Below are 21421 nucleotides of genomic sequence, written 5' to 3'. Positions count from 1 at the left end.
GACGGAAAGGCCAAGGCCAAACTAGTATAGCAAGGCTAAAACAAGTTTGTCACTAGCGACATTTGGGGGACTTTAAGGCCTTTGTGAGCTTTTTGGCGAAGCAGTCGTGGGTGATTTGGCGAAATATCCCGGGCGGTAGGTGAGTTTCAGTGCCTGTCTTTGCAGTTCCGGGTTGGTAATTTCGATGGTTACACGGCGATAAGCCCCGTCGCGACCCTTGTTCGAAGAAGAGTATGCAATCAAATACTGTTCGCGCAGATCCCGCTGAATCTGGGCGAAAGCATCGCGAAGTTCGCGTTCGTTACGCGGAAAATACGCGCGCCCCCCAGTGGCCTCAGTGATCTTCTTTAACGAGCCTTCGTCGATCCCGTAAGAATAACGGTCGCCGATTCCAATCGCATAGACCAACGCGTCAACTTTGACGGCGCTGTCGATCGCGTCGCGCAAATGCACCTGACTGGTAGTGTCCTGGCCGTCGGTCAGCAAAATGATCGCACGCCGGGTATGTTCGGCTGAATCGCGGAGAATTTCATTCGAAGTGGTCCACACCGCGTCCCAAATAGCCGTTGAGCCCGCCAGCATTTGCTGTGTATCGGAAATCGGCGGCGTGCCTCCAACGACGACTCCGCCGCCAATCAAACCTGATGGTGGCACATATTCGACACGATCAATGGCGCGTCTCAACCGGGAGACGTTGCCGGTCAACCCTTGTTCGAGGGTCGGTTCGCCGGTAAAGGACACCACCGCGGCTTCGTCCTTATTGGCGCGCATCACGGCTTCGAGAAACAACTGTGCTGCCGACTTCAATTCCGGCAACACGCGCTCTTCCGAGCGGCTGGTGTCGATCAGGATCGCCAGCGACAAAGGCAACTCAAGACTCTGCTGGAAGGTGAAGATCTCCTGCGCGACGCCGTCTTCCAGCACGCGCACGTCCTCGCGTTTGAGATTTGAGATAAAACGTTTGTGCTTGTCGGCGGCGGTGAAGAAGACGTTCGTCAAATTGGTTTCGACGCGCAGCACGTCGTCTGAAGTAATCGTTTCCTCTTCCTTAGGTGGCGTCGGACTTGGCAGAGCAGATGGAATAGCCGGCGGTGGTTGGCGAGGAACGTCGTTCGCGCTTTCTGCGGTCAACCCGCTCGTGCACAAGGCGATCGCGAAAATCGCCGCTGCGATCAGAAATAATAAGCGGTTAAGACGATACAACTTCATTTAGCCACCTGTTCTGACTGCATCAGCAACTGCTTTGTAGCCCTTCTTCGTACGCAGCTTTAGTCCGTCGCGGTTCGTCAGCTTTACCTCGACGCGGCGATAGGTGCCGTCGTACTTGTCGTTCGTCGAACGGTAAGTGATTAGGTACTGGGCGCGGAGCTCTTTGGCGACCGCGGTCAGTGATCGCTCGAGCGAGAGCATGTCCCCGGTGAAAAACGCGGTGCCGCCCGTCTCTTCAGCCAACCGATCCAGATCCTTATCAGACTTGCCCTTTACGGTTCCTGCTTCGACGCCCACGACCGTACTGAGCATGCCGGCCTTGGTTGAGATGGCGAAGATCGTCGTCTCGGTGCGTTGCGCGATATCGATCGCATCATTGAGATCCGCGCGGCTGTAAGTATCTGTGCCGTCGGTGATGACGACAATCACGCGCCGGCCCGGCACTGAGCGCATTTTCTGATCAGAGAACTGCCAAATGGCGTCCCACAGTGAGGTCTTCTCGCCGGTCTTCTTTACCGCGTAAACGGCTTTGTCCAGCAATTCCAACCGGTCGGTGAAATCCTGTCGCAGCGTCACTTCATGATCGAAAGTCGCAAACAGCACGCGATCACGACGCGGCCTGACGACGGTTTGGATAAAGTTCATCGCCGCTTCCTGTTGAAACTTCATCTTCGCGGCGGTCGAAGGGGACGTATCCATCAGCACCGCGACGTAAAGCGGCAAATTATTGTTCTCTTCACTGGTGAACGAATCGATTGTCTGGGGAATCTTGTCTTCCAAAATCACAAAGTCGCTCTGCGTCAGGCCGGAAACAAACTGTTTCTTCTTGTCCTGGACAGTAATGGGCAGCCGTACGCGCCGGACATTTACGACCTCGGGCCGGTCGTCAGGCGTCGGCGTGGGCGCGGGGCGGTTTTGCGGGGTTTGGGGGTTCTGGGCTGACGAGACAAAAGCCAGGGACAGGCCCAACAAAACTATCGAAAGACTCGCAAACAATCTGTGCATGATTATTTCAGAACCAGGTTTGGGGTGATCGCAACCGGGATTTCGATGCCCGTGCGACGTTCGCCAGTTGCCCTCCGCGCAAGTGCCACAGACTTCAGTCTGTGTTTTCCACTACAAATCGCAGGACTGAGCTAAGAAAATCACAGACTAGAGTCTGCGCTACTTAAGTTATCAATCTTCGCGGCCAGAATGAAGTCGCTTTCAGTCAGGCCATCGATTTTGTGCGTCCAGATCGTGATCTCAGCCTTGCCCCAGCCAAAGCAGATGTCCGGATGATGTCCCTGCTCTTCCGCCAGTTCGCCCACCCGATTCACAAAGTCGAGCGTCTCGCGAAAGTTCTTGAACCTGTATTCTTTGCGCAGGTGATGCTCGCCAACGACATCCCACCCTGACAGCTCCCCAAGCAGCTTGCGAATCTCCTCGCCTTGCATTGGCGGAACGCCGCCGCGGCACGGCACACAGTCGCGCGCTGATAGTCCACTCATGCCTGCCGTTTTCTCCTCAAAGTAGGTTCACAGTATCACAGTTGGCGCATCGCTTTCGAAGGCCTGCAATCCGTGCTGACTTCCGTCATTCCGTCTGCGATAATGATTTCCTGTTGTCATTAATCTAACCTGTCGAAAGCTCATATGAGTGAGGCCCTGGACAAAGTGCGCGGTGTGCGCGAGCTGCCGCTGTTTCCGCTGCCGGTCGTGCTGTTTCCCGGCATGCCGATGCCGCTCCACATTTTCGAGCCGCGCTATCGCAGGATGCTCACGGACATTCGTGCCGGCGACAATCTGTTCGGTCTTTCGTATTTCGACGCCGCATCATCTTCCAGCCGGGACATTCCGCCGGCCGGCCACATCGGTTGCGTGGCCGAAGTGACCGAAACGCAAAACCTGCCTGACGGCCGATCGAATGTACTGACCGTCGGAGTGATCCGTTATCAGGTTGAGGATTACGTTGAACGCGACGATCCGTATCTCGTCGTGCGCGTGAATTTTTTTGAAGATGAAGAAGAAGCCAGTCAGAAGGTGCTCGCCAGTTCGCGTGACGTGGCGGCCATGTTCATGCGGGTGGCGAATTCCATCCGCGTCATCAACGATGAACGGGGCAACCTGCCGGACATCACAGACACAGAACCGCAGCGACTCTCTTTTCTCGTGGCGGCGGCGATGGAACTTGAAGCCGAGACGAAGCAGGAGTTGCTTGAGCTGCGCTCAACCTCTGAGCGGCTCGATCGGCTGCGGGATTTTCTGGCGCGCGTCGTGAAGAATTACGAAGAACGCGCGCGGCTGCATTCGGTCGCCAAAGGAAACGGGCACGGCGGCAAGCATGTCGATCTTGAAGAGTAGCCGTGGCACAGACTTCAGTCTGTGATTAGTGGCACAGACTTCAGTCTGTGATTTTTCTGCTCGAATTGGATTCACAGACTGAAGTCTGTGCCACCTGAAAAATGATTAAGGTTCGGGTACTTTTCTTTGGCGCTGCTCGCGATGCCGTCGGAAAGGAGCAGATCGAGGTCGAGCTTGAATCGCCGAGCAACGCCGGCGAAGCGCGCGCGCAACTGCTTTCCCTGCATCCCTCGCTGCAACGTTTTGGACAGTCGCTCTTGTTGGCGGTAAATCAGCAATACGCACAAAGCGATCGTGAGATTTCTGAGGGAGATGAACTCGCCGTCTTTCCGCCAGTCAGCGGCGGGAGCTCTGGGAGCGAGAGCATCCTGCCCGCCTCTTCTTCCGCGCCCCCGGACTTCTTCGAATTAACCACGGATCCGATCGATGTGGGCGCGGTCGCGCGTCGAGTTGTGCTTCCGCAGTGCGGCGCCACGGTCACACTCGACGGCTATGCACGCGAGTGGACGAAAGGCCGCCGCACGCTTCACCTCGTGTACGAAGCTTATGAACCGATGGCTTTAAGCGAGATGGAACGTCTGGGCAAGCAAGTGCACGAGAAATTCGACATCGCGCACATCGGCATCGTGCATCGCACCGGCCGGCTGGAAATCGGCGAGACCAGTGTCGTCATCAGCGTCAGCGCGCCTCATCGCCGCGCCGCGTTCGAAGCCTGCGATTGGGCGATTCGCGAACTCAAACGCACCGTCCCCATCTGGAAGAAGGAAGTTTTTGCAGATGGTGAAGTTTGGGTGGAAGGCGAAGGCGCCCCTTGTGGATAAATTTGGTGATTCAGCAGAGCAACTCCGCATCTTGAACTCAGTTCAATTTCTACCTTTCCCTAAAGCTTCCTGGCAGTGTGCTCCTTGAAATGCTTCCGCGCCCGTGGACATACCTGATAGGAGGCACACATGAACACAAGACCCACTTCTATTGTTCTCAACCTTGTACGCAGTTTCGCAGCTTTCACCGTTTTAGGCTTTTTCGCAGGGATAGCTCCCGCGCAGACCAAACTGGTCACGGCAGTGCGCGACGGCAGCGGCGACTTAAAACTTATCAGTTGGACCGAAGCGGGCGTCCGCCTCAACGGCCCGGGCGCTTCAGCCGGCTCTGTAAGCCAGGTCTCGGCCGTTCGCGTTGGCCTTTCCAACCGGATGGTCACGGCGGTGCGCGATGGCGGCGGTAATCTCAAGGTGATCGCGTGGCGCGTTCCCTTCAACGGCCAGATCGCCCGTCTTCAGGACGGCCAGGCTGGCGCAGTCAGTAGCATCTCAGCAGTCTCTGTGCCCACCGGCGACCGGATCGTTACAGCCGTACGGGATGGCGGCGGCGATCTCAAGGTGATCGTTTGGAACGTGTCGCCAGCGGGTGTAGTTAACCGAATGCCGGGTGAAGGCCAAGCGGGCGCCGTGAGCGTCATCTCCAGCGCCTTCATTGGAACCTCGGGGACGATCCTGGCGACGGCGGTGCGCGACGGCAGCGGCAACCTCAAAATCATTACCTGGAGACTCGGTGTAACCGGTGTCATAGCTCGGCTGCAAGAGGCGTCGGCTGGAGCCGTTAGTGAAATCTCGGCGATCGCGCAAGGCTTTAATGTCCTGGTCACTGCGGTGCGCGATGGCGGCGGCAACCTCAAACTAATCGGCTGGACTGTTGCCGCAAACGGCGCCATCACTCGCACAGGAGAGACGCAGGCCGGCGACGCGACCCGCATTTCCGCATTCCATTTGGTGGACGCCCGCCTGGCTACGGCAGTGCGCGATGGCGGCGGCAATCTCAAAGTAATAACTTGGAACCGGACACCGACTCAGTTCACCCGAACCGGTGAAGCAGTCGCGGGTGCGGTTAGCGCGATCTCCGGCTGCACGACGAGTACCCTGGTTGGCGCACCTTTTATCGCCAATTTCCAAACGTCGGTGCGCGACGGCAGCGGCGACCTCAAGATCATCCCGTGGAGAAGCTCAACGCAGGGCCTCACGCGCCTTTCGCCCGGGGCGTCCGCCGGCGCAGTGAGCGTGATATCGACGGCCTGCTTTAGGTAAGCGCATCGCGTGTTCTCAGGCTCTCTCTCATGATCCAAAGGGCGGCGCGCACGGCGTTGCCCCTGAGTGCGAGCTGCTGCGCTTTCAGGAAGGCTTGGCGAACTCCTGATGCCTTAGCTTATTCCTCTTCTTCTTCAGCGGCCGCCTCAACCAGTGAAGCGCTGGTCACCTTATCGCCTTCGTCGGTCTTAATCAGGCGCACGCCTTGCGCGCTGCGGCCGGTCTTGCGAATCGCGCCCGCTTCCAGGCGAATGAGTTTCGCCTGCTGCGTGATGATCATGATTTCTGAATCAGCGTCGACCGGAAACACGGCAACCACCTTGCCGGTCTTGTCGGTCGTTTTCATGTTGATGACGCCTTTACCGCCACGCGACTGCAAACGATAGGTCGAAATCGGAGTTTGCTTGCCATAGCCCTGCTCAGAAACGGAAAGCATTTTTTCCGAATCATCCGACGAGACGGCGCACAGCGAAACCACGAAATCATCTTTCCGCAAATCGATGCCGCGGGTGCCGCGAGTGGCGCGTCCCATGGGCCGCGCGTTCTTTTCGTCGAAGCGAATCGCGAAGCCGTTGTTCGTCGCGATAAAGATGCGCTTAGTGCCGTCAGTCAGCACCACGTCGAGCAGCTCATCGTTATCGTCAATGTTGATGGCGATGATGCCGTTCGAGCGGATGTTCTGAAAATCCGACAGGGCCGTCTTCTTGATCACGCCCTTGCGCGTAACCATCAGGACATAGCGGCCTTCTGAGAATTCCCGGACGGGCACGACGCCCGCGAGTTTCCGATCCGACGGAATCTGAATCAGGTTCACGATCGCCTTGCCGCGTGAGGCGGCCGCCGCATCCGGAACTTCGTGCACTTTCATTTTGTAAACCAGACCGTCGTCGGTGAAGACCATCAGGTAAGCATGCGTCGATGCGGTGAATAGATGCTCGACGTAGTCTTCGTTCTTGGCCATCGCTCCGAAGCGGCCTTTGCCGCCACGGCCCTGACGTTGATACGTCGTGATCGGAGTGCGCTTAACGTAGCCGTTCTTCGTGACTGTGATCGCGACTTCTTCGTCGGCAATCAGATCCTCGATCGAGTAGTCGGTGCCGGCTTCAGTGATCTCCGTGCGGCGCGCATCGCCAAATTCTTTCTTAACGTCTTCCAGCTCGTTAACGATGACCCGGCGCAGGGACTTTTCGTTGCCCAGAATCTCTTCAAGTTCGGCGATCAGCTTGATGATCGATTCGTACTCTTCAACGATCTTGTGACGTTCGAGCCCCGACAGCCGCCGCAGCTGCAAATCCAAAATCGCCTGCGCCTGAATCTCTGAAAACGAGAGGCGCTCCATTGCCTTCTTAAGCTTCGGCAGGTATTTCGCCGGCGGCTCATTTGACGGGATGCCTTTCCACGTCTTCACTTCCCCGGTCGTTTTCAGGTTTCCGGTCAGCCACTGCTTGGCTTCATCAACCGACCGCGAGTTGCGAATCAACGTCACGATGTAATCGAGTGCGTCAATCGCTTTGGTCAAACCTTCCAGCACGTGGGCGCGTGCGCGGGCTTTGCGCAGCTCGTATTCAGTGCGACGGCGCACCACTTCGCGACGAAAGTCGATGAAGTGCTCCAGAATCGCTTTTAGATTGAGCACCCGCGGCTGGCCGTTAACGATGGCCAGATAGATGACGCCGAACGATGATTGCATCGGCGTGAGCTTGAACAGTTTGTTTTGTACGACTTGTGGCACCGCGTCGCGTTTCAGCTCGACAACGATGCGCATGCCGTGGCGATCGGATTCGTCGCGGACTTCGGCAATGCCTTCCAGCTTCTTTTCATTTGCCAGTTCCGCGATACGCTCGATCAATTTGGCTTTATTAACCTGAAATGGAAGCTCAGTGATGATCACAGCGTCTCGCTCCTGCGAGCCGCGACCGATGCGATCGATTGCCGCCCGGGCGCGCATCTGCAGGATGCCGCGACCGGTGCGATATGATTCTTTGATTTCTTCGCGCCCACAGATAAAGCCGCTTGTGGGAAAGTCCGGGCCTTTCACGATCTTGAGCAGGTCTTCAATGTCGATCTCCGGATCTTTCAGGACCGCGATCGTGGCGTCCACAACTTCGTTGAGATTATGAGGCGGAATCTTGGTGGCCATGCCGACGGCGATCCCTTCTGATCCGTTGAGCAACAGATTGGGAAGCCGCGTCGGCAGCACGGTGGGCTCGCTTAAACTCTCGTCATAGTTCGGCTGAAAATTAACTGTCTCTTTTTCGATATCGGCCAACACTTCGTTGGTCAACTTGGCCATGCGTACTTCCGTGTAACGCATCGCCGCCGGCGCGTCGCCATCGACTGAGCCAAAGTTTCCCTGGCCGTCGATGAGCGGATAGCGCATCGAAAAATCCTGCGCCATGCGCACGATCGTGTCGTAAACCGCGGTGTCGCCGTGCGGATGATATTTACCAATGACGTCACCAACCACACGAGCGCTTTTCTTGTATGGCTTGTTGTAAACGTTGCCGAGCTCGTGCATGGCCCACAGCACGCGACGATGGACGGGCTTCATTCCGTCCCGCACATCCGGCAGGGCGCGGCCAATGATCACCGACATCGCATAGTCCAGATAGGACCGGCGCATCTCGTCTTCGATCGTTATGTGGTGGCGTTCAAGCGTTTCCATTCATCAGACCTTTCCGTTAGAATCCGCGGGCGCGGCGCGTGACCCAGCCGTCGCCACCGCAGTAGCTCTCTTTTTTTCCGGCACTAACGTGTGAGTTTTTGAAGACGTCAGGGTTTCGCGGAAGCAGCAATTCATGCGGTTAATTGCGAGCGTTATTTTACCCTAAGCCGAGGGCTTTTCAAAGCACTGAAAGGCCGGTAATTATTGAAGAATTCGACTTTCCTGTCGGCTGGTTAAGGGGCGCGAAACGCGCTCAGCATTTTGGCGAAAGAAGTCACCAAATTCGACCAAGAATCGCGGCGCCTGCGCGAGCGAGTTCGGCTCGGGTTGCCGGCTCGTATCTATGGACGCGAAAGTGGAAATCGCGAGTGGACCGAGATGACGCACCTTGTCGACGTCACTCCATTCGGCGCGCGGTTCAGACTGATGCGGCCGTTTGATATTGGCAGGCTGCTGCAACTGACATTAGCCATGCCGCGCACGTTGCGCGTGTTCGATCACGCCGAAGATCAGTATCGCGTCTGGGCAATTGTACGAAACGCGCGCCTGCTTGAGCAGAAGACACCAAAAGACAGTTTGCTGGAGGTCGGGGTGGCCTTCCTCGGGAAACGTCCGCCGAAAAGTTACGAGGAGAATCCGGGGCGGCGGTACGAGATTGCCCAGACCAAGCTGGAGAGCCGGTTGTGGGCCGCTCAGGAGGATTCGGTTGAGCAACTCACCGAAATCGTGATCGACGACAACCGCAGGGAGAGCCGGCAACTGATTCCGGTCGACGTGCTGATCGAAGCTTATGACGCCGACAAAATCGTCAATACCGAACAGTCCGTTACTGAGAATATTAGTCGCGGAGGTGCGACTGTTTTCACAGAGCTCGATCTCCAACCCGGGGCTTTCGTAAGGATGAGCAACGAACGATACAACGCCGTCGTGTTGGGAGTCGTGCGCGGGCGGCATGCAGGGGCCGATGGCATCACGCGCCTTCACCTCGAATTTATCGGCAGCGAATGGCCGCTGTGATTAACTTTTCCTCGTTCAGAGTCGGCCTACCGGCCGACCGGCGGGCGGTACCCGCCTCTAAACGTTGAGGGAAAGAGACAGAAGCGTAACAGCCTATGCCACTTAATTTTCCTCGCGAAGTCCTGCTCGTTGAAATCGAGCGGTATTGTTCTTTCCGCGACTGTGCGGCGCGAAATCTGATTGGTTTGACGAAGGCGGAAGCGATTGAGTACCGTGGCTTCGACTGCAGCAAATGCCATCGCTGGAATGATGACACAATCGGCATCGATGCTGTCCCCGACTCCTGGACTGACGCGATCCCGCTGAAAGACAGCGAGCGCGCAAACTAACTTGAACGAAACAACCACGCTTGGACGTTCGCGGACAGCGAACGGAGTGCGTCCGTATCCGCCCATGCTCCCGCAATGGGCGCTCGAAATCATCCGACCAATTACCCTACTCCTTAGCCGGGCATTTTGGCGCGTCCGCTGGCAACACAGGGAATACATTCCGGCGAGTGGCGGAGTGATCATCGCTGCCAATCACCAGACCTACCTCGACCCTTTTTGGATTGCGTCGCCAATCAAAAGGCCGGTGCGTTTTCTCGCATGGGATGCCGCTTTCAACTGGCCGGTGGTGGGATATTTTCTGCGACTCGTCGGCGCCTGGCCCTTACAACTGGAGGGCAGCGATCCCGCGCCTATTCGCCGATCGATTCAGTGGCTGAGCGAAGGCGGCGCCGTCGTTATCTTTCCCGAAGGCGGTCGCGGAAAGGAGGACGGCACAATGCGCAAGTTCAAACCCGGGGCCGTGCGCATGGCGATGGAAGCCGGCGTGCCAATTCTGCCGGTGACGATTCGCGGCGGCGAGCGAGTGTGGCCCTCAAGCCGCCGCTTCCCCCGACTCGGTCGCGTCGAGGTCATTTACCATCCGTTGTTTGTCGTCGATCAGAATGAAAGTGAAGGTCAGCGGGGCCACGCCCGGCGCGCCACCGAGATGCTGCAGGAGATCATTGGATCAGCGCTTAATGAAAAGCAGATGACGGCGGATTAGTTACATCGCCAGCACACGCATCATCTGTTCGTGGATCAAACCGTTGGTGGCAAGAATCGGCGGCGTGAAAATGTCCAGGGGCCGGTTGTGATAGTCCGAAACTCGTCCCCCCGCTTCCTCGATCAACAAAATGCCGGCCGCAACATCCCAGGGCTTTAAACCTTCTTCCCAGAATCCATCAAATCGTCCCGCGGCAACGTAAGCGAGGTCGAGCGCGGCTGCGCCATCGCGTCGTACGCCCTGCGCGTTCATGATGAAGTTGGAGAAGTGACGCGCGAACTGGCCACGCTCGCGCACATCGTACGGAAAGCCCGTGCACAAAAGTGCGCTCGCCAGGTTTGGCGTCGCCGAAACGTTAATGCGCTTTCCGTTGAGCGCCGCACCCTGGCCGCGTTCGGCGGCAAATACTTCATCACGCAGCGGATCGTAGATGACCCCGAGTTCCAAAGTGCCGTTGCGTTCCAGGCCCATCGAAACACAGAAACAAGGATAACCGTGCGCGTAGTTTGTCGTGCCGTCGAGCGGATCGATGATCCAGCGCCAATCGCTTTGCGCGTCCGCCGCCGCCGGTGGATTTACGCCGGATTCTTCCGCGAGAATCGTATGGCGAGGGTAGTGAGTCTTGATGCGATCGATGATCAGGCGTTCCGAGGCCAGATCTGATTCAGTAACCAGATCGAGCTCGCTCTTGTTGCTGATGCGCAGGCTCCTTCCGAACCGTTCGGCCAGCACGCGGCCCGCGTCACGCGCGGTTTGAATGGCAAAGTTGAGCAATGATCCCTCTGTTGTCGAAGTGGTTCATAACTTTTACCACAGAGAAGACAGAGGCACACAGACCGCGTTACTTCGCTGAAAGGCTTGTCAAATCAGACTCGATGATGGAGGATGCGTCTCTCAACTCACGAGCGCGCACCCAAGGAGTTCTCCATGCATCACCAAAGGTCTCTGATCCGGACAAGAAGCTTACTGCTCGGACTTGTTCTGTCGTGTGTTTCCGTCGCGTCCGCGCAAACAGGCTCGGCGTCGCAACCTCGCGCTGGGGCCGAACAACGAACAGCGCGTCACTTCGAATCGATTCGTAAATCGCCACGGCGACAATGGAAGTTTCTCCGTCAGATGCCAAAGGGCGGTGACCTGCACAATCATCTTTCCGGCGCGGTTTATGCCGAGTCGTATATTCAGTGGGCGGCAGAAAAGGGTTTATGCGTCAATACACAAACAATGACATTGTCGCAGCCAACGCAACCTAACCAATGCGATCCAACCGCAGGCCAAGCGCAGGCGCGCTCAGCCTTAACTAACAGAGCGCTCTACGAACAAATGATTGACGCGTGGTCGATGCGGAACTGGAGCCCCTCAGCTACTGAAAGCGGTCACGATCATTTCTTCAACACGTTCAGTAAGTTTGGCCCGGCGACATGGGGCCAAACCGGAAAGATGTTAGCTGAGGCGGTCTCACGCGCGGCCCGCGGGAAAGTGCTTTATCTGGAGTTGATGTTAACTCCTGACGGCGGTGTCTCCAGTCAGATCGGGGACAAAGTCGGCTGGGACGGAGATCTCAAAAGCACCCTTAACAAACTGAAGGCCAACGATATTGATAACGCCGTCGCCGCCGCAATGAAGAACTTGGGCGATGCGGAAAAAGAGAAGAATCAGTTGTTGAAGTGCGGAACGAGGCGCGCCGATCCCGGGTGCTCGGTGACGGTTCGTTACATCGCGCAAGTCGGCCGGACAGCAGAATTGGGACCTGTGTATGCGCAAATGGTGACGGGATTCATGCTGGGTAACGATCCAAACTCGAAAGTCGTCGGATTGAATCTGGTCCAACCTGAAGATGCGCCGAACGCTTTGAACAACTTTTCCGAACACATGCGGATGTTGAAATTCCTTCAGGAAGGGTCACGCGGGCACCTGACTTTGCACGCCGGCGAGTTGGTGCCGGGATTGGTAACGGACCAGAAAAATCTCACTTTTCACATTCGCGATTCGGTGAAGATTGCCGGCGCTGAGCGCATCGGCCATGGCGTGGACATCATGCACGAGAATGATTGGGACGGGTTGCTAAAAGAAATGGCGACCCGCGGTGTGTTGGTTGAGATCTGCCTGTCGAGCAACGATCTGATACTTGGCGTCAAAGGCAAAGCTCATCCCCTGTCGACTTACCTGAAATATGAAGTACCGGTGGCCCTGGCAACCGATGATGCAGGCGTCGCGCGTTCGGAGATTTCGAATGAGTATTTGAAAGCCGCTGAGGAACAGGGTTTGGGCTATCTGCAATTGAAAACCATGGCCCGCAACAGCCTTCAATACTCGTTTGTTTCAGGTGACAGCCTGTGGAGCGACGGCCGAAAGTTCACTTCCGTCGGCGAATGCCGTCGGGACCTCATCCTGATGAAACTTACTTCAAGCGGATGCAGGCAGTTTCTCGAGAGCAGCGAGAAGGCGAAGTTGCAGTGGCGGCTGGAGGAGCAGTTCAGGGAGTTTGAGCGAAGGTGGTAGTAGTACGAAAGGTCTTCAACAACGCTCCCCACAGCGAACGCGAAAGAGACAAAAATCGCAACGGCAACATTGCCTCTTTCTTCGAACCCAGGCTTGCCGTGGAAGAAGCCGCTTAGTTGTTTGTTGAGAAGCAGGGAAGGATTGCTTCAGCGCCCAGAGACGCCATAAGTTCCGGGCGACATGAGCACGATGTCGCATTTATCGGCACTGGTTGACGCTCGCCGATCTCAATGTACAATCGATCTTTTTCTCCGGCTCATCATATGACAATTCAGGTGGCGTTAGTCTTCCTCCTAGCATTTATTCACCTGGACGATTAGACATGAAGCATCCTCGCATCAGTGTGGTAATGCCGGTGCATAACGGCCTCCCATTTCTTGACCAGAGCATCACCAGCATCCTTGAACAAACATTCACGGACTTCGAGCTGGTAATTTTGAATGACGCTTCCACGGATGGCTCAGACGAGGTTTTACGGGCATGGCAAGCGCGTGACGATCGCATCCGCCTGCACCAAAGCGATCGGAAACTGGGGCTGGTGGGCAGCTCGAATGTGGTGGTGGCGAAAGCATGTGGGGCGGTGATTGCGCGCATGGACGCCGACGACGTTTCTCACCGCGATCGTCTGCGACGACAATGGGACGTCCTGCAAACTCATAGCGACGTGGTTGCGGTAGGCACACTTTGCGACGGCATCGACGCCACCGGTCGCGTCGTGCGACCGCGCGACCGTTGGCGGATTGTTCGTGCGTCGCGTTACATTCCGTTTCCTCACGGATCCGCAATGTTTCGCCGCGCAGCGTTTGAACTGCTGCAGGGTTACGACGAACGATTTTACGCGGGCGAGGATCAGGATTTCTTCTATCGCATGCGGTCGCAGGGTCGTGTCGTCACGCTGCCCGATGTGCTGTACCACTACCGCTATCATGCTTCAAATGCGACTTTGCTTACGGGCGCGAAAGGCGTGAGCGCGGCCAGGAATGGTCACAATCCAAATAGCGATGGGCTGGCGGCACTCTACATGTGGGGCTCTATGCGGCTTTGGGCTGGTGAGGAGCCGGCTATCCTGCCGCAACTGATCAGTAGCCGTGTCCTGCGATCGAACTGGAAATCCCTGCTTGCTCTTGCTTCAGCGTCGGTCGGCAGCGTGAGTCCACGCGCATTACGCTTTGCCTTGCGGTCGTTCATTCGCGCGCGCGATTTGATCGCCACGATAACCGTTCGGGAAGGGAGACCTTACGAATGGCGTTTAAAGTAATTATCGCCGGGCTGGGTCCGCGTGGCCGCGATTGGGTGCGCGAGGTTCGATCCTCTCACGGCTTTGAATTTGCCGGATGCGTCGAGATTGACGAACAAGTCAGGTTCAGCGCAGCCGATAGCCTGGGGATAGCCCGCGACTCATGCTTTGACGATTTAGCCGAGGCGATTAGCAGGACGCAATGTCAGGCAGTGATCGTGGCCACGTCTCCCAAAGATCACGAACGATCCTGCGAAACGGCAATCGCGAACGACCTCGCGGTGCTGGTTGAGAAACCTTTCACCCTTCGCTTGCCCGAGGCGGTCCGGCTCGTGGAACTCGCCGAACAAAAACAGAGGCCACTCCTGGTCGCTCAAAATTATCGCTACCTGCGGTCGTTTCGCACCGTTCGCCGCATTATCGAGGAAGGCAAGCTCGGGCGGATCAATTCCATTACCTGCCAATACTTTCGGCCGCCTCATCAGATGGCGGCGTCACTGCTTCGGCTGGAACACAGCATTCTGTATGGCATGAGCGTGCACCATCTCGATGCGTTGCGCGCAGTACTCGGGAAAGAAATCCACGGTGTAATGGCTGAGAGTTTTGCGGCTTCTGACGAGTCTCCGGCCGGGGCATCGTTCCGCGCGATGCTGGCTTTCGCCGATGGTCCGCGCGCATCCTATTTCGCGACTTACGAATCCAGCGGGTTTGAATTCTTCGAGCGGGGCCAGCAGTTCTATGCCAGGTTCGTCGGCGAACGGGGAACGCTGCACGTGTTCCAGCGCTGGCTCTTCTTTTGCGAACGCGGAAAATTTCCACGCATGGTGTCGCGCGGCAAGCGCCACACAACTGAGGAGCAGATACTCCTGCAACAACTGGAACGGGCGATGCTCCACGGTGAATCGGCCGAAGTAAGCGGACGTGACAATCTCCAGACGATGGCCCTGCTTGAAGCATGCATGCAATCAAGCGATGAACGAAAATGGATCAATCCACAGGATTTATTGAATGACGCAAAGTGCAAATACGCGGTTGCTAGCAATCGCGATTGACGCGGCAGAACCGTCTTACGTTCGACATTTGATCGATCAAGGCGAAATGCCCACGCTGGCATCGCTGTTGCGCGAGGGGACATGGCTGCGGGTTAAGTCTCCGGCCTACGTCGGTAGCGGCGCCGTCTGGCCCACGTTTATCTCGGCGCTGGGCCCGCGAGTGCATGGCGTTTACGGCGAATGGTTGTGGGACACCGGCACCATGAGTCTCAGCCGGTATCAGGGTAATGACGTCACGCCATTCTGGAAGGCATTTTCGGATGAGAATATTTCTGTGGGGATTCTCGACGTTCCGTTCATGCCGCTGATTGGATTGACCAAAGGATTCGAGATCTCAGAATGGGGACCTCACGACATTCTGGAAGGACGAGTGCGGTGGGCGCCCGAGTCAGTGGCTCCCACGGTAGCGCAACACTCGCCTCATCCGTTGCAGAGCCGGATTCAATTGTCCGGGCCCGAAGACTACCGCAACCTGGAAGCGCTCGGTAACGTGTGTCTGCAAGGAATTCAGAAGCGCGGAAATCTTGCCCGGGATCTCTTAACGAATGAGCAGCCGCAGTTCGCGATAATCACGTTCACCGAAGTTCACCATTCATCACATTACCTTTGGCACAAAGCACAACCCGAGAACCCCGTCTATGCAAACAACGGTGTCGCACAACTTAAGGCCACCCGGCCTTCTGTCCGCGAAATCTTTCGCGAGCTCGATTGCCAAATCAACCAATTGATCACCGCCGCAGGTCCGAATGCGAGGGTTGTTATCTTCTCGCTGCACGGAATGCGGTCCGCGCGCGGGGTGCCCGCGTTTCTCACTGAGTGGCTGTGCGAAAAAGGGTTCGCGACGATGCCGGAATGGCGTGAGCAGAAATGGCGGGAACGAGCCACCGCGGTCTTCGGCGCTACAAAGCGTGCCATGCCGCAGTGGCTGAAAAAGATCTACTACAAGACGCTACCATCGACCGTCACCCATCAGCTCGCGCGACCAACGATGCTTCCGCTCTACGACTGGTCGCGAACGCGGGCGTTCTCGTTGCCAACCGATCAGCACGGCTGGATTCGAATCAACCTCAGCGGGCGGGAAGCAGGCGGCATAGTTCCCCAGGAGGAGTATCAAAAGACTTGCGATCAGTTGGAAGACTTGCTGCGAAACCTGCGGTCAGAGAACGGAGAATTGGTGGTCAGCGACGTGATTCGCACGAGTAACGACGTTACCAGTGCCATGCATCAGCGATTGCCCGACCTCGTTGTCCACTGGTCTGACAGCGTGTTTACTTCGGACTTGCGATTGGCCGGAAGCAACATCGAACCTGAATTTGACGGCCGGAAATACGTCGGCCAGCACGCAATAGAAGGTTTTTGCATCGCGCCTGCGTTCGCTTCCGGCGACGCGCATGAAATTCGCGCCGAGGAAATGCCCTTGCTCTTTTCGCGACTCTTGCACCGCAACCCCTCATCGCCGTCGTAACAAATGAAACATCGTGTACTCGCAATTGGACTGGACGCCGCAGACAGTAAGTTGATTCGCCGCCTGATCGACGAGGGCAAGATGCCTGTTCTGCAGTCTCTGCTCGGGCACGGAAGATGGATTCCCCTTGAATCAACCACGCCCATCGGCAGTAGTTCCGTTTGGCCGTCGTTTATGACCGGTGAGGATCCCGAAACTCATGGAATTTACAGCGAGTGGTGTTGGGAACCGGAGATCATGAGCTTGCGTCCTTTGACGGGCCATCAACTGAATCCCTTCTGGCAAAAGCTGGAAGCGAAGGGTTTTACGATCGGAGTATTGGGCATACCATTCATGCCGCTAAGCCGACTGGAGAGAGGATTCGAGATCAGCGAGCGCCCGCCCTTTGTTTTATCCAAGGGTTCCGGCAGTTCGAACCGCCCGGCGGCCGCATCACGAAAGCTGGCAAAAGCCGCCTTGCTTCACGGATACGGGCAGATCAATGTCGCTGGGCCCAATGACCTTAAGAATTTGCGACGGCTGGCAGTAGATTCGTTGATTGGCATTAAGGCTCGGGGCGAACTGGCGACACGTCTGCTGCGCGAAACGCAGCCAGAAATCTCGATCATCGCTTTTACCGAAGCTCACGAAATAAGTCATTGTCTCTGGCAAACCGTTCAACCTGAGCATCCGCTCCTTCAGGAGCCTTACTTGAATCGTCTGGCCGAAATTCAACCGAGCCTCGAAGAGATTTTCGGCGAGGTCGATCGGCAAATCGGAAGCATCATCGCCGCATTCGCAGTTCACCCAACAGTTTTGGTTTTCTCGCTGCACGGCATGGAGCCGGGCCGTGGCGCGCCGACTTTTCTGACGCCACTTATGTGTGAAGCCGGCTTTTCCGTACTCGCTGAGGCGCGACGCCAAACGTGGGCTGATCGTGTCGTTCATGCGATGCGGGACCTAAAGAAACGCACGCCCGCGTCACTAAAAAAACTCTACTATCGCGCCCTGCCGCCAGCCACCGTGCGCCGGCTGGCCGCGCCCACGTTGCTGCCGCAATATGACTGGGCGCGCACCAGGGCCTTTGTGATCGTTGAAGAGCATCTCAGTTCGATTCGGATTAATTTGAAAGACCGCGAAGCGCAGGGCTGTGTAGACGTTGATGATTACGAAAGGGTCTGCCGGGAAGTTGAAGACTGGTTATGGAGTTTGCGTTCCGCAACCGGTTTGCCGCTGGCAAAAAAAGTAATCCGAACGGCAACGCACGGGACCGAAGCCCTGAAGCGCCGGCTGCCGGATATAGTCGTTCATTGGCACGACTGCGCTTTTGCATCGCCATTGAGAATTAGCGGACACGATCGTGAATATCCCCGCGATGGTGAACGGCACTTAAGCCAACACAACGATCAGGGATTCTGCATTTTGCGTTCGCCCAAGCGCGTGGAAGTTGATTCAGTTTTGCCGTTAAAGTCGCTGGGAAAACTAATCGAAACCTTGGTCGCCTCTTAGGATTAGTTTTCGTACCCAGGGGTCCTACATTGGCGACCGGGTTTTGACGACATGCGTCGCGCCGCCGGTTTCGTGGATCGTCGCGGTGGTGTTTTCGGGATCTGAGGTTGAAAGCAGGCCCCAGAAGTAAGTGCTGGCGCCTTTCGCGGCCGTCGTGCCGCTGCACACGGGCGACTTAAACCTGAATCTGATCGTGTCGCGTGTTTGCAACGCAGACTCAAGTCCGATGCTACCCGTGCCGCCGCTCGTGATGACGAACACCTGGTCTCGTCGCGCCGGTCCGCCAAAATCCAAAGTGCTCACTACGGGGCCAAAGCTCACGGAAATCCAATCGATACACGACGGCTTGGCGCCGACCGCGTCAGTCAAATCCAAACGATACTGGTAAGCGAACAGCCCCTCAGCCGGCGATCCGCTCGCGCCTTTGAACGTACGCGTCCGGAGAACACCTTCGCCGCCGTTGCTCAAATCAAAATCATCTTTCGAATCTTTAACCCGCACCGAGCACGACGTACTGAATACGCAATTGATAGCCGGCGCAGCCACGTTCACGATTCTCAGCGGCGCAGCTTCTGCGACCAGCGGCATCAGGAAAATGAGCAACGTGAGCAGGGTTGTTTTCCGCATGAGTTCGGACTGTCGATTAGCGCTATTTGTAAGCCGCGCAAAGCGGGATGTCAAAGACTTACTCCCCCAATACAACGAGCCGGAGCGCATTCAAGCGTCCGGCTCGCGATTACTTTCGTTTAGCTAACTTCAGACTATATGGCGTCGGCTTCAGCCTTTGCCGCCGCGATAGCTTTCCGTTTGCGTCGAACCGCTCCCGCAATTCCCGCCAGCCCGGTGCCCAGCAGCGCCATTGTTGCCGGTTCCGGCGTCGGGGTTGGCTCACCGCAAACTCTCGCCACATCACTGCCACCGCCTGCGTTTACATCCTGAAAGCGCAGGAACATCCCTTGCGCGATCTGCTGTTGACTGAATCCTGTGAAATCACCTGAGATGGTAAAAGTCGCGCTGGCGCCTTCGACAATTCCCCGATTGGGGTTTCCGCCGCCGTTGAAGTTTGGTCCGGTCAGGAGCGCCAGTTCAAAAGTTCGGCCAATCCCGGTCGCACTCCCAGCCACTTGCTCCACCAACTTGTAGTTGGTATTGGTGGCATTGACGAGAGTAAAACCGCTTGCGCCGCTTCCGGGCAGATCAAATCCTATGCTCGTGATTTTGCCGAGCGTGCTGCCTACGGAGGTGTTCGTGATCGTAACGGTCAGCAGGCCATCGCTCAATTGATCGATACTTACGGTACCTGTGACGCCCGTGTTTATTCCCATGTAAGTGAAAGCGTCAGCCCGCGCAGTTGTGCTGGCTAAGGACACTGTCATTAGCACTCCCAGGATCAAAATACCCTTTGTTAAGAATCTATTCACGTCTTTCATCCCTCCTCAACAGTCACTTGGGTCGCCTTGTTTGTACCTATAAGGCGGGCAACCTCAAGTCTAGAGAAAGGCAGAAGATAAGCTTCATTCCAGAAGCAAATCGGGTGCATATTCCAGACAAATCGCGATAAAAGCATAGAGAGGTCCTACCGAACGTTTTGTCGACTGAAGCACTTTGATGGCTGAAGAATCCCGAACCTGTGGAGTGATGATGCGGCGGCCTTGGGAGCATGCCGAAACTCGCCGTGATCACGACGCCGGTTTGATGCGGAAGCACAGGCCGGGCTGATTGTAATGCGCGGATTGTTTTTTGAAGCATGTGCGCGCGCCAACATTAGACTGCTGTCGGTGGTCGGTGGTAACGCGCCGCTGGAGTCCAGAACAGCACAGGACTAAGTTCTCGCTGTTAAAAATATTGCTTAACTCCTGACGCGATGATATAAGCGCCGCGTTTATCCAACGCTACGGAGCCGCCCAACTATGCAAACCAACAGAATTTTCAGAGCGCTGTCTGCTGCTCTGGCCGTCAGTTTTTTCCTTGTCGTTTTTCCTGGGTACTCACCAGTTGCCGAACCAACACCGCAGCAGAGCGCGCCGGTGCCGCTGCTGGCTAAGGGTCAACCCGTCGATTGGTGGTTCGTATTCAAACTCAATTCCGCCGGGTTCCCCGAATGCGGAACCAGCGCGAGGAAGGGGTGCCCTTTTGGCGGCACCGTACAAAATTATAAAGACGGCCAGCAGTATGTTTTCGCCAGCAGCGCGTCGGCCACGCTCAAACAAGGAAGTGGGTGCGTGGGCACTACCGGCGCTGATCCACTCGGCGCGACATTTGAGCAAGTCTATAACGGGTCGTTTAACTATTTGATTTGGAATGATCAGTTTTACAACGATCCTAAGATTAAGGGATGCACCACGTCATGCGGCGCGCCCTGGGGCCACTCAAAGGGGATGGTCGCCTGGAATGACGCAGGCGAAGGATTTGTTATGCAGGTGACAACGCCATCCTGGCCGGCCGCGGGAAACAAGACTCATCCGCGCAAGACCGACGGGAACACGTTGGGCTGTGTCGATGACGACGACGTTATGGTCAGTCAACATTTTTTCGCCCTCAAACTAAATAAGGACGATCTGGTTAACGTGCTCAAGGCTCTGCAGAATGCGAGTGTCGTCACAGATCCGACGAACCCGCAGATTGTTAACAACGGTGGGCCGTCGGACGTGCAGGCGCTGGTAAGCGCATTGGGAACCAGATCCAGCAACACCACCTTCATCACCACCACACTTTCCAGTGGCGTTCAGCTAATCTCGAAGCCGTCCAACCTGAATGTACCGCCGTGGCAAATGGTCTCGGCAATCTTAGGCGGAGCTGACCTGCGCGCCGCAACCTGGTGGGCCAGTCCGTTTATTCCTACAACCACCGCGTCCACCAGGATAAAATGCTGGGACAAGTCACTTTCTAAACCTGGGGCAGTTCAGATCGCCACGACTGGGAATTGGGACGGGACGGCCATTGGATTAACGGGAGGCGCCAGTCCGGATCACAACCACGCAAAGATCGGAGTGTCGATTTCCGGTGGTGACAAGAACTACGCGATCTTTGGTGACATGAACCAACAAGGTTCCCTGTCCGGTCCTAACTGCAAGAGCAGTCAGAATGGGCGCGGTGGCTTGTTCTATGTGGTTGAGAACAAGGAACTGAACGACACCATCTCGGCTTTGATTAAGGGAAAGACGGCCCCCACCACTTTACCGAAGAAGTAGGGTGGGCGCGGGGCATTGCCTCAAAAGTCCGAAAAAGCAGCTCTCATTCACACCGGGCTTTAGCCCGGTGATAAGCGGAGTACGAGACTAGTGAACCGTTTTAACGGTGGTCTTCTCAAGACACTCAGGCGATTGGCTGCGAA

Annotated in this window: 19 protein-coding genes; 12 read left to right on the top strand and 7 right to left on the bottom strand. The window is 56.4% G+C overall.

The features are described 5' to 3' along the window. Positions 1-72: 72 nt before the first annotated feature. From VFX97_19190 to VFX97_19180, 3 genes are all read right to left on the bottom strand, one after another. Positions 73-1209 (bottom strand): VWA domain-containing protein, encoded by a 1137-nt coding sequence (locus VFX97_19190; GenBank protein ID HEX5705333.1) that lies wholly within the window; start codon positions 1207-1209, stop codon positions 73-75. Further along, entirely contained in the window at positions 1210-2214 is a 1005-nt protein-coding gene (locus VFX97_19185) for a VWA domain-containing protein (protein ID HEX5705332.1), read from the bottom strand. A gap of 140 nt (positions 2215-2354) precedes the next feature. After that, positions 2355-2699, bottom strand: coding sequence for a 4a-hydroxytetrahydrobiopterin dehydratase (locus tag VFX97_19180; protein ID HEX5705331.1), 345 nt, complete (start codon positions 2697-2699; stop codon positions 2355-2357). 144 nt (positions 2700-2843) lie between these two features. Between VFX97_19180 and VFX97_19175 the strand changes: the two genes are divergently transcribed. The 3 genes from VFX97_19175 (at position 2844) to VFX97_19165 (ending at position 5632) form a co-directional block, all read left to right on the top strand. Continuing rightward, a complete protein-coding gene (locus VFX97_19175; GenBank protein HEX5705330.1) occupies positions 2844-3551 on the top strand; it encodes an LON peptidase substrate-binding domain-containing protein in 708 nt (235 codons plus the stop codon). A 101-nt stretch (positions 3552-3652) separates the two neighbouring features. Further along, the gene (locus VFX97_19170) at positions 3653-4372 is read left to right on the top strand and encodes a molybdenum cofactor biosynthesis protein MoaE (protein ID HEX5705329.1); all 720 of its coding nucleotides are present in this window, start codon (positions 3653-3655) and stop codon (positions 4370-4372) included. A gap of 129 nt (positions 4373-4501) precedes the next feature. Continuing rightward, positions 4502-5632 (top strand): hypothetical protein, encoded by a 1131-nt coding sequence (locus VFX97_19165; protein HEX5705328.1) that lies wholly within the window; start codon positions 4502-4504, stop codon positions 5630-5632. Positions 5633-5750: 118 nt separating this feature from the next. Here VFX97_19165 and gyrA read toward each other — a convergent pair whose 3' ends face one another. Further along, positions 5751-8297 (bottom strand): DNA gyrase subunit A, encoded by a 2547-nt coding sequence (gene gyrA / locus VFX97_19160; GenBank protein ID HEX5705327.1) that lies wholly within the window; start codon positions 8295-8297, stop codon positions 5751-5753. A gap of 378 nt (positions 8298-8675) precedes the next feature. On the opposite strand from gyrA, the gene VFX97_19155 reads away from it, so the two are divergent. The 3 genes from VFX97_19155 (at position 8676) to VFX97_19145 (ending at position 10346) form a co-directional block, all read left to right on the top strand. Next, positions 8676-9314: a PilZ domain-containing protein gene (locus VFX97_19155; protein HEX5705326.1), complete on the top strand. Its 639-nt coding sequence runs from the start codon at positions 8676-8678 to the stop codon at positions 9312-9314. 95 nt (positions 9315-9409) lie between these two features. Continuing rightward, complete coding sequence (locus VFX97_19150) at positions 9410-9643, top strand: hypothetical protein (GenBank protein HEX5705325.1); 234 nt, start codon at positions 9410-9412, stop codon at positions 9641-9643. 1 nt (position 9644) lies between these two features. Continuing rightward, on the top strand, positions 9645-10346 hold the full coding sequence (locus VFX97_19145; GenBank protein HEX5705324.1) for a lysophospholipid acyltransferase family protein: 702 nt from the start codon (positions 9645-9647) through the stop codon (positions 10344-10346). Here the strand turns inward: VFX97_19145 and VFX97_19140 are convergent, their stop codons facing one another. After that, positions 10347-11120 carry an inositol monophosphatase family protein gene (locus VFX97_19140; GenBank protein ID HEX5705323.1) on the bottom strand — a complete coding sequence of 258 codons (774 nt, stop codon included), beginning with the start codon at positions 11118-11120 and terminating at the stop codon, positions 10347-10349. It abuts the gene before it with no gap. A 342-nt stretch (positions 11121-11462) separates the two neighbouring features. Between VFX97_19140 and VFX97_19135 the strand changes: the two genes are divergently transcribed. The 5 genes from VFX97_19135 to VFX97_19115 all read left to right on the top strand — a co-directional run bounded on the left by VFX97_19135 (position 11463) and on the right by VFX97_19115 (position 18087). Next, positions 11463-12845 carry a hypothetical protein gene (locus VFX97_19135; protein HEX5705322.1) on the top strand — a complete coding sequence of 461 codons (1383 nt, stop codon included), beginning with the start codon at positions 11463-11465 and terminating at the stop codon, positions 12843-12845. Positions 12846-13167: 322 nt separating this feature from the next. Then, on the top strand, positions 13168-14103 hold the full coding sequence (locus tag VFX97_19130; GenBank protein HEX5705321.1) for a glycosyltransferase family A protein: 936 nt from the start codon (positions 13168-13170) through the stop codon (positions 14101-14103). Continuing rightward, positions 14088-15134, top strand: coding sequence for a Gfo/Idh/MocA family oxidoreductase (locus VFX97_19125; GenBank protein HEX5705320.1), 1047 nt, complete (start codon positions 14088-14090; stop codon positions 15132-15134). The genes VFX97_19130 and VFX97_19125 overlap by 16 nt, the downstream gene beginning before the upstream one ends. Beyond that, positions 15091-16599 carry an alkaline phosphatase family protein gene (locus VFX97_19120; protein HEX5705319.1) on the top strand — a complete coding sequence of 503 codons (1509 nt, stop codon included), beginning with the start codon at positions 15091-15093 and terminating at the stop codon, positions 16597-16599. The genes VFX97_19125 and VFX97_19120 overlap by 44 nt, the downstream gene beginning before the upstream one ends. A 3-nt stretch (positions 16600-16602) precedes the next feature. Next, positions 16603-18087 (top strand): alkaline phosphatase family protein, encoded by a 1485-nt coding sequence (locus VFX97_19115; protein ID HEX5705318.1) that lies wholly within the window; start codon positions 16603-16605, stop codon positions 18085-18087. A gap of 24 nt (positions 18088-18111) precedes the next feature. Here the strand turns inward: VFX97_19115 and VFX97_19110 are convergent, their stop codons facing one another. Both VFX97_19110 and VFX97_19105 read right to left on the bottom strand, forming a co-directional pair. Then, positions 18112-18714: a hypothetical protein gene (locus tag VFX97_19110; protein ID HEX5705317.1), complete on the bottom strand. Its 603-nt coding sequence runs from the start codon at positions 18712-18714 to the stop codon at positions 18112-18114. Positions 18715-18848: 134 nt separating this feature from the next. Continuing rightward, positions 18849-19463 (bottom strand): PEP-CTERM sorting domain-containing protein, encoded by a 615-nt coding sequence (locus VFX97_19105; GenBank protein ID HEX5705316.1) that lies wholly within the window; start codon positions 19461-19463, stop codon positions 18849-18851. A 534-nt stretch (positions 19464-19997) separates the two neighbouring features. Between VFX97_19105 and VFX97_19100 the strand changes: the two genes are divergently transcribed. Further along, the gene (locus VFX97_19100; protein ID HEX5705315.1) at positions 19998-21278 is read left to right on the top strand and encodes a deoxyribonuclease II family protein; all 1281 of its coding nucleotides are present in this window, start codon (positions 19998-20000) and stop codon (positions 21276-21278) included. The last annotated feature ends 143 nt before the right edge of the window (positions 21279-21421 follow it).

It is taken from the genome of Pyrinomonadaceae bacterium, from assembly GCA_036277115.1.
GTDB lineage: Bacteria > Acidobacteriota > Blastocatellia > Pyrinomonadales > Pyrinomonadaceae > UBA11740.
The sequence above is the reverse complement of the archived record's forward strand: the minus strand, read 5'-3'. Positions and strand labels throughout refer to the sequence as shown.

Coding starts and splice junctions, on each gene's coding strand:
- VFX97_19190 (HEX5705333.1), bottom strand. CDS start 1,209: ATGAAGTTGTATCGTCTTAACCGCTTATTATTTCTGATCGCAGCGGCG.
- VFX97_19185 (HEX5705332.1), bottom strand. CDS start 2,214: ATGCACAGATTGTTTGCGAGTCTTTCGATAGTTTTGTTGGGCCTGTCC.
- VFX97_19180 (HEX5705331.1), bottom strand. CDS start 2,699: ATGAGTGGACTATCAGCGCGCGACTGTGTGCCGTGCCGCGGCGGCGTT.
- VFX97_19175 (HEX5705330.1), top strand. CDS start 2,844: ATGAGTGAGGCCCTGGACAAAGTGCGCGGTGTGCGCGAGCTGCCGCTG.
- VFX97_19170 (HEX5705329.1), top strand. CDS start 3,653: ATGATTAAGGTTCGGGTACTTTTCTTTGGCGCTGCTCGCGATGCCGTC.
- VFX97_19165 (HEX5705328.1), top strand. CDS start 4,502: ATGAACACAAGACCCACTTCTATTGTTCTCAACCTTGTACGCAGTTTC.
- gyrA (HEX5705327.1), bottom strand. CDS start 8,297: ATGGAAACGCTTGAACGCCACCACATAACGATCGAAGACGAGATGCGC.
- VFX97_19155 (HEX5705326.1), top strand. CDS start 8,676: ATGACGCACCTTGTCGACGTCACTCCATTCGGCGCGCGGTTCAGACTG.
- VFX97_19150 (HEX5705325.1), top strand. CDS start 9,410: ATGCCACTTAATTTTCCTCGCGAAGTCCTGCTCGTTGAAATCGAGCGG.
- VFX97_19135 (HEX5705322.1), top strand. CDS start 11,463: ATGCCAAAGGGCGGTGACCTGCACAATCATCTTTCCGGCGCGGTTTAT.
- VFX97_19130 (HEX5705321.1), top strand. CDS start 13,168: ATGAAGCATCCTCGCATCAGTGTGGTAATGCCGGTGCATAACGGCCTC.
- VFX97_19125 (HEX5705320.1), top strand. CDS start 14,088: ATGGCGTTTAAAGTAATTATCGCCGGGCTGGGTCCGCGTGGCCGCGAT.
- VFX97_19120 (HEX5705319.1), top strand. CDS start 15,091: ATGACGCAAAGTGCAAATACGCGGTTGCTAGCAATCGCGATTGACGCG.
- VFX97_19115 (HEX5705318.1), top strand. CDS start 16,603: ATGAAACATCGTGTACTCGCAATTGGACTGGACGCCGCAGACAGTAAG.
- VFX97_19110 (HEX5705317.1), bottom strand. CDS start 18,714: ATGCGGAAAACAACCCTGCTCACGTTGCTCATTTTCCTGATGCCGCTG.
- VFX97_19105 (HEX5705316.1), bottom strand. CDS start 19,463: ATGACAGTGTCCTTAGCCAGCACAACTGCGCGGGCTGACGCTTTCACT.
- VFX97_19100 (HEX5705315.1), top strand. CDS start 19,998: ATGCAAACCAACAGAATTTTCAGAGCGCTGTCTGCTGCTCTGGCCGTC.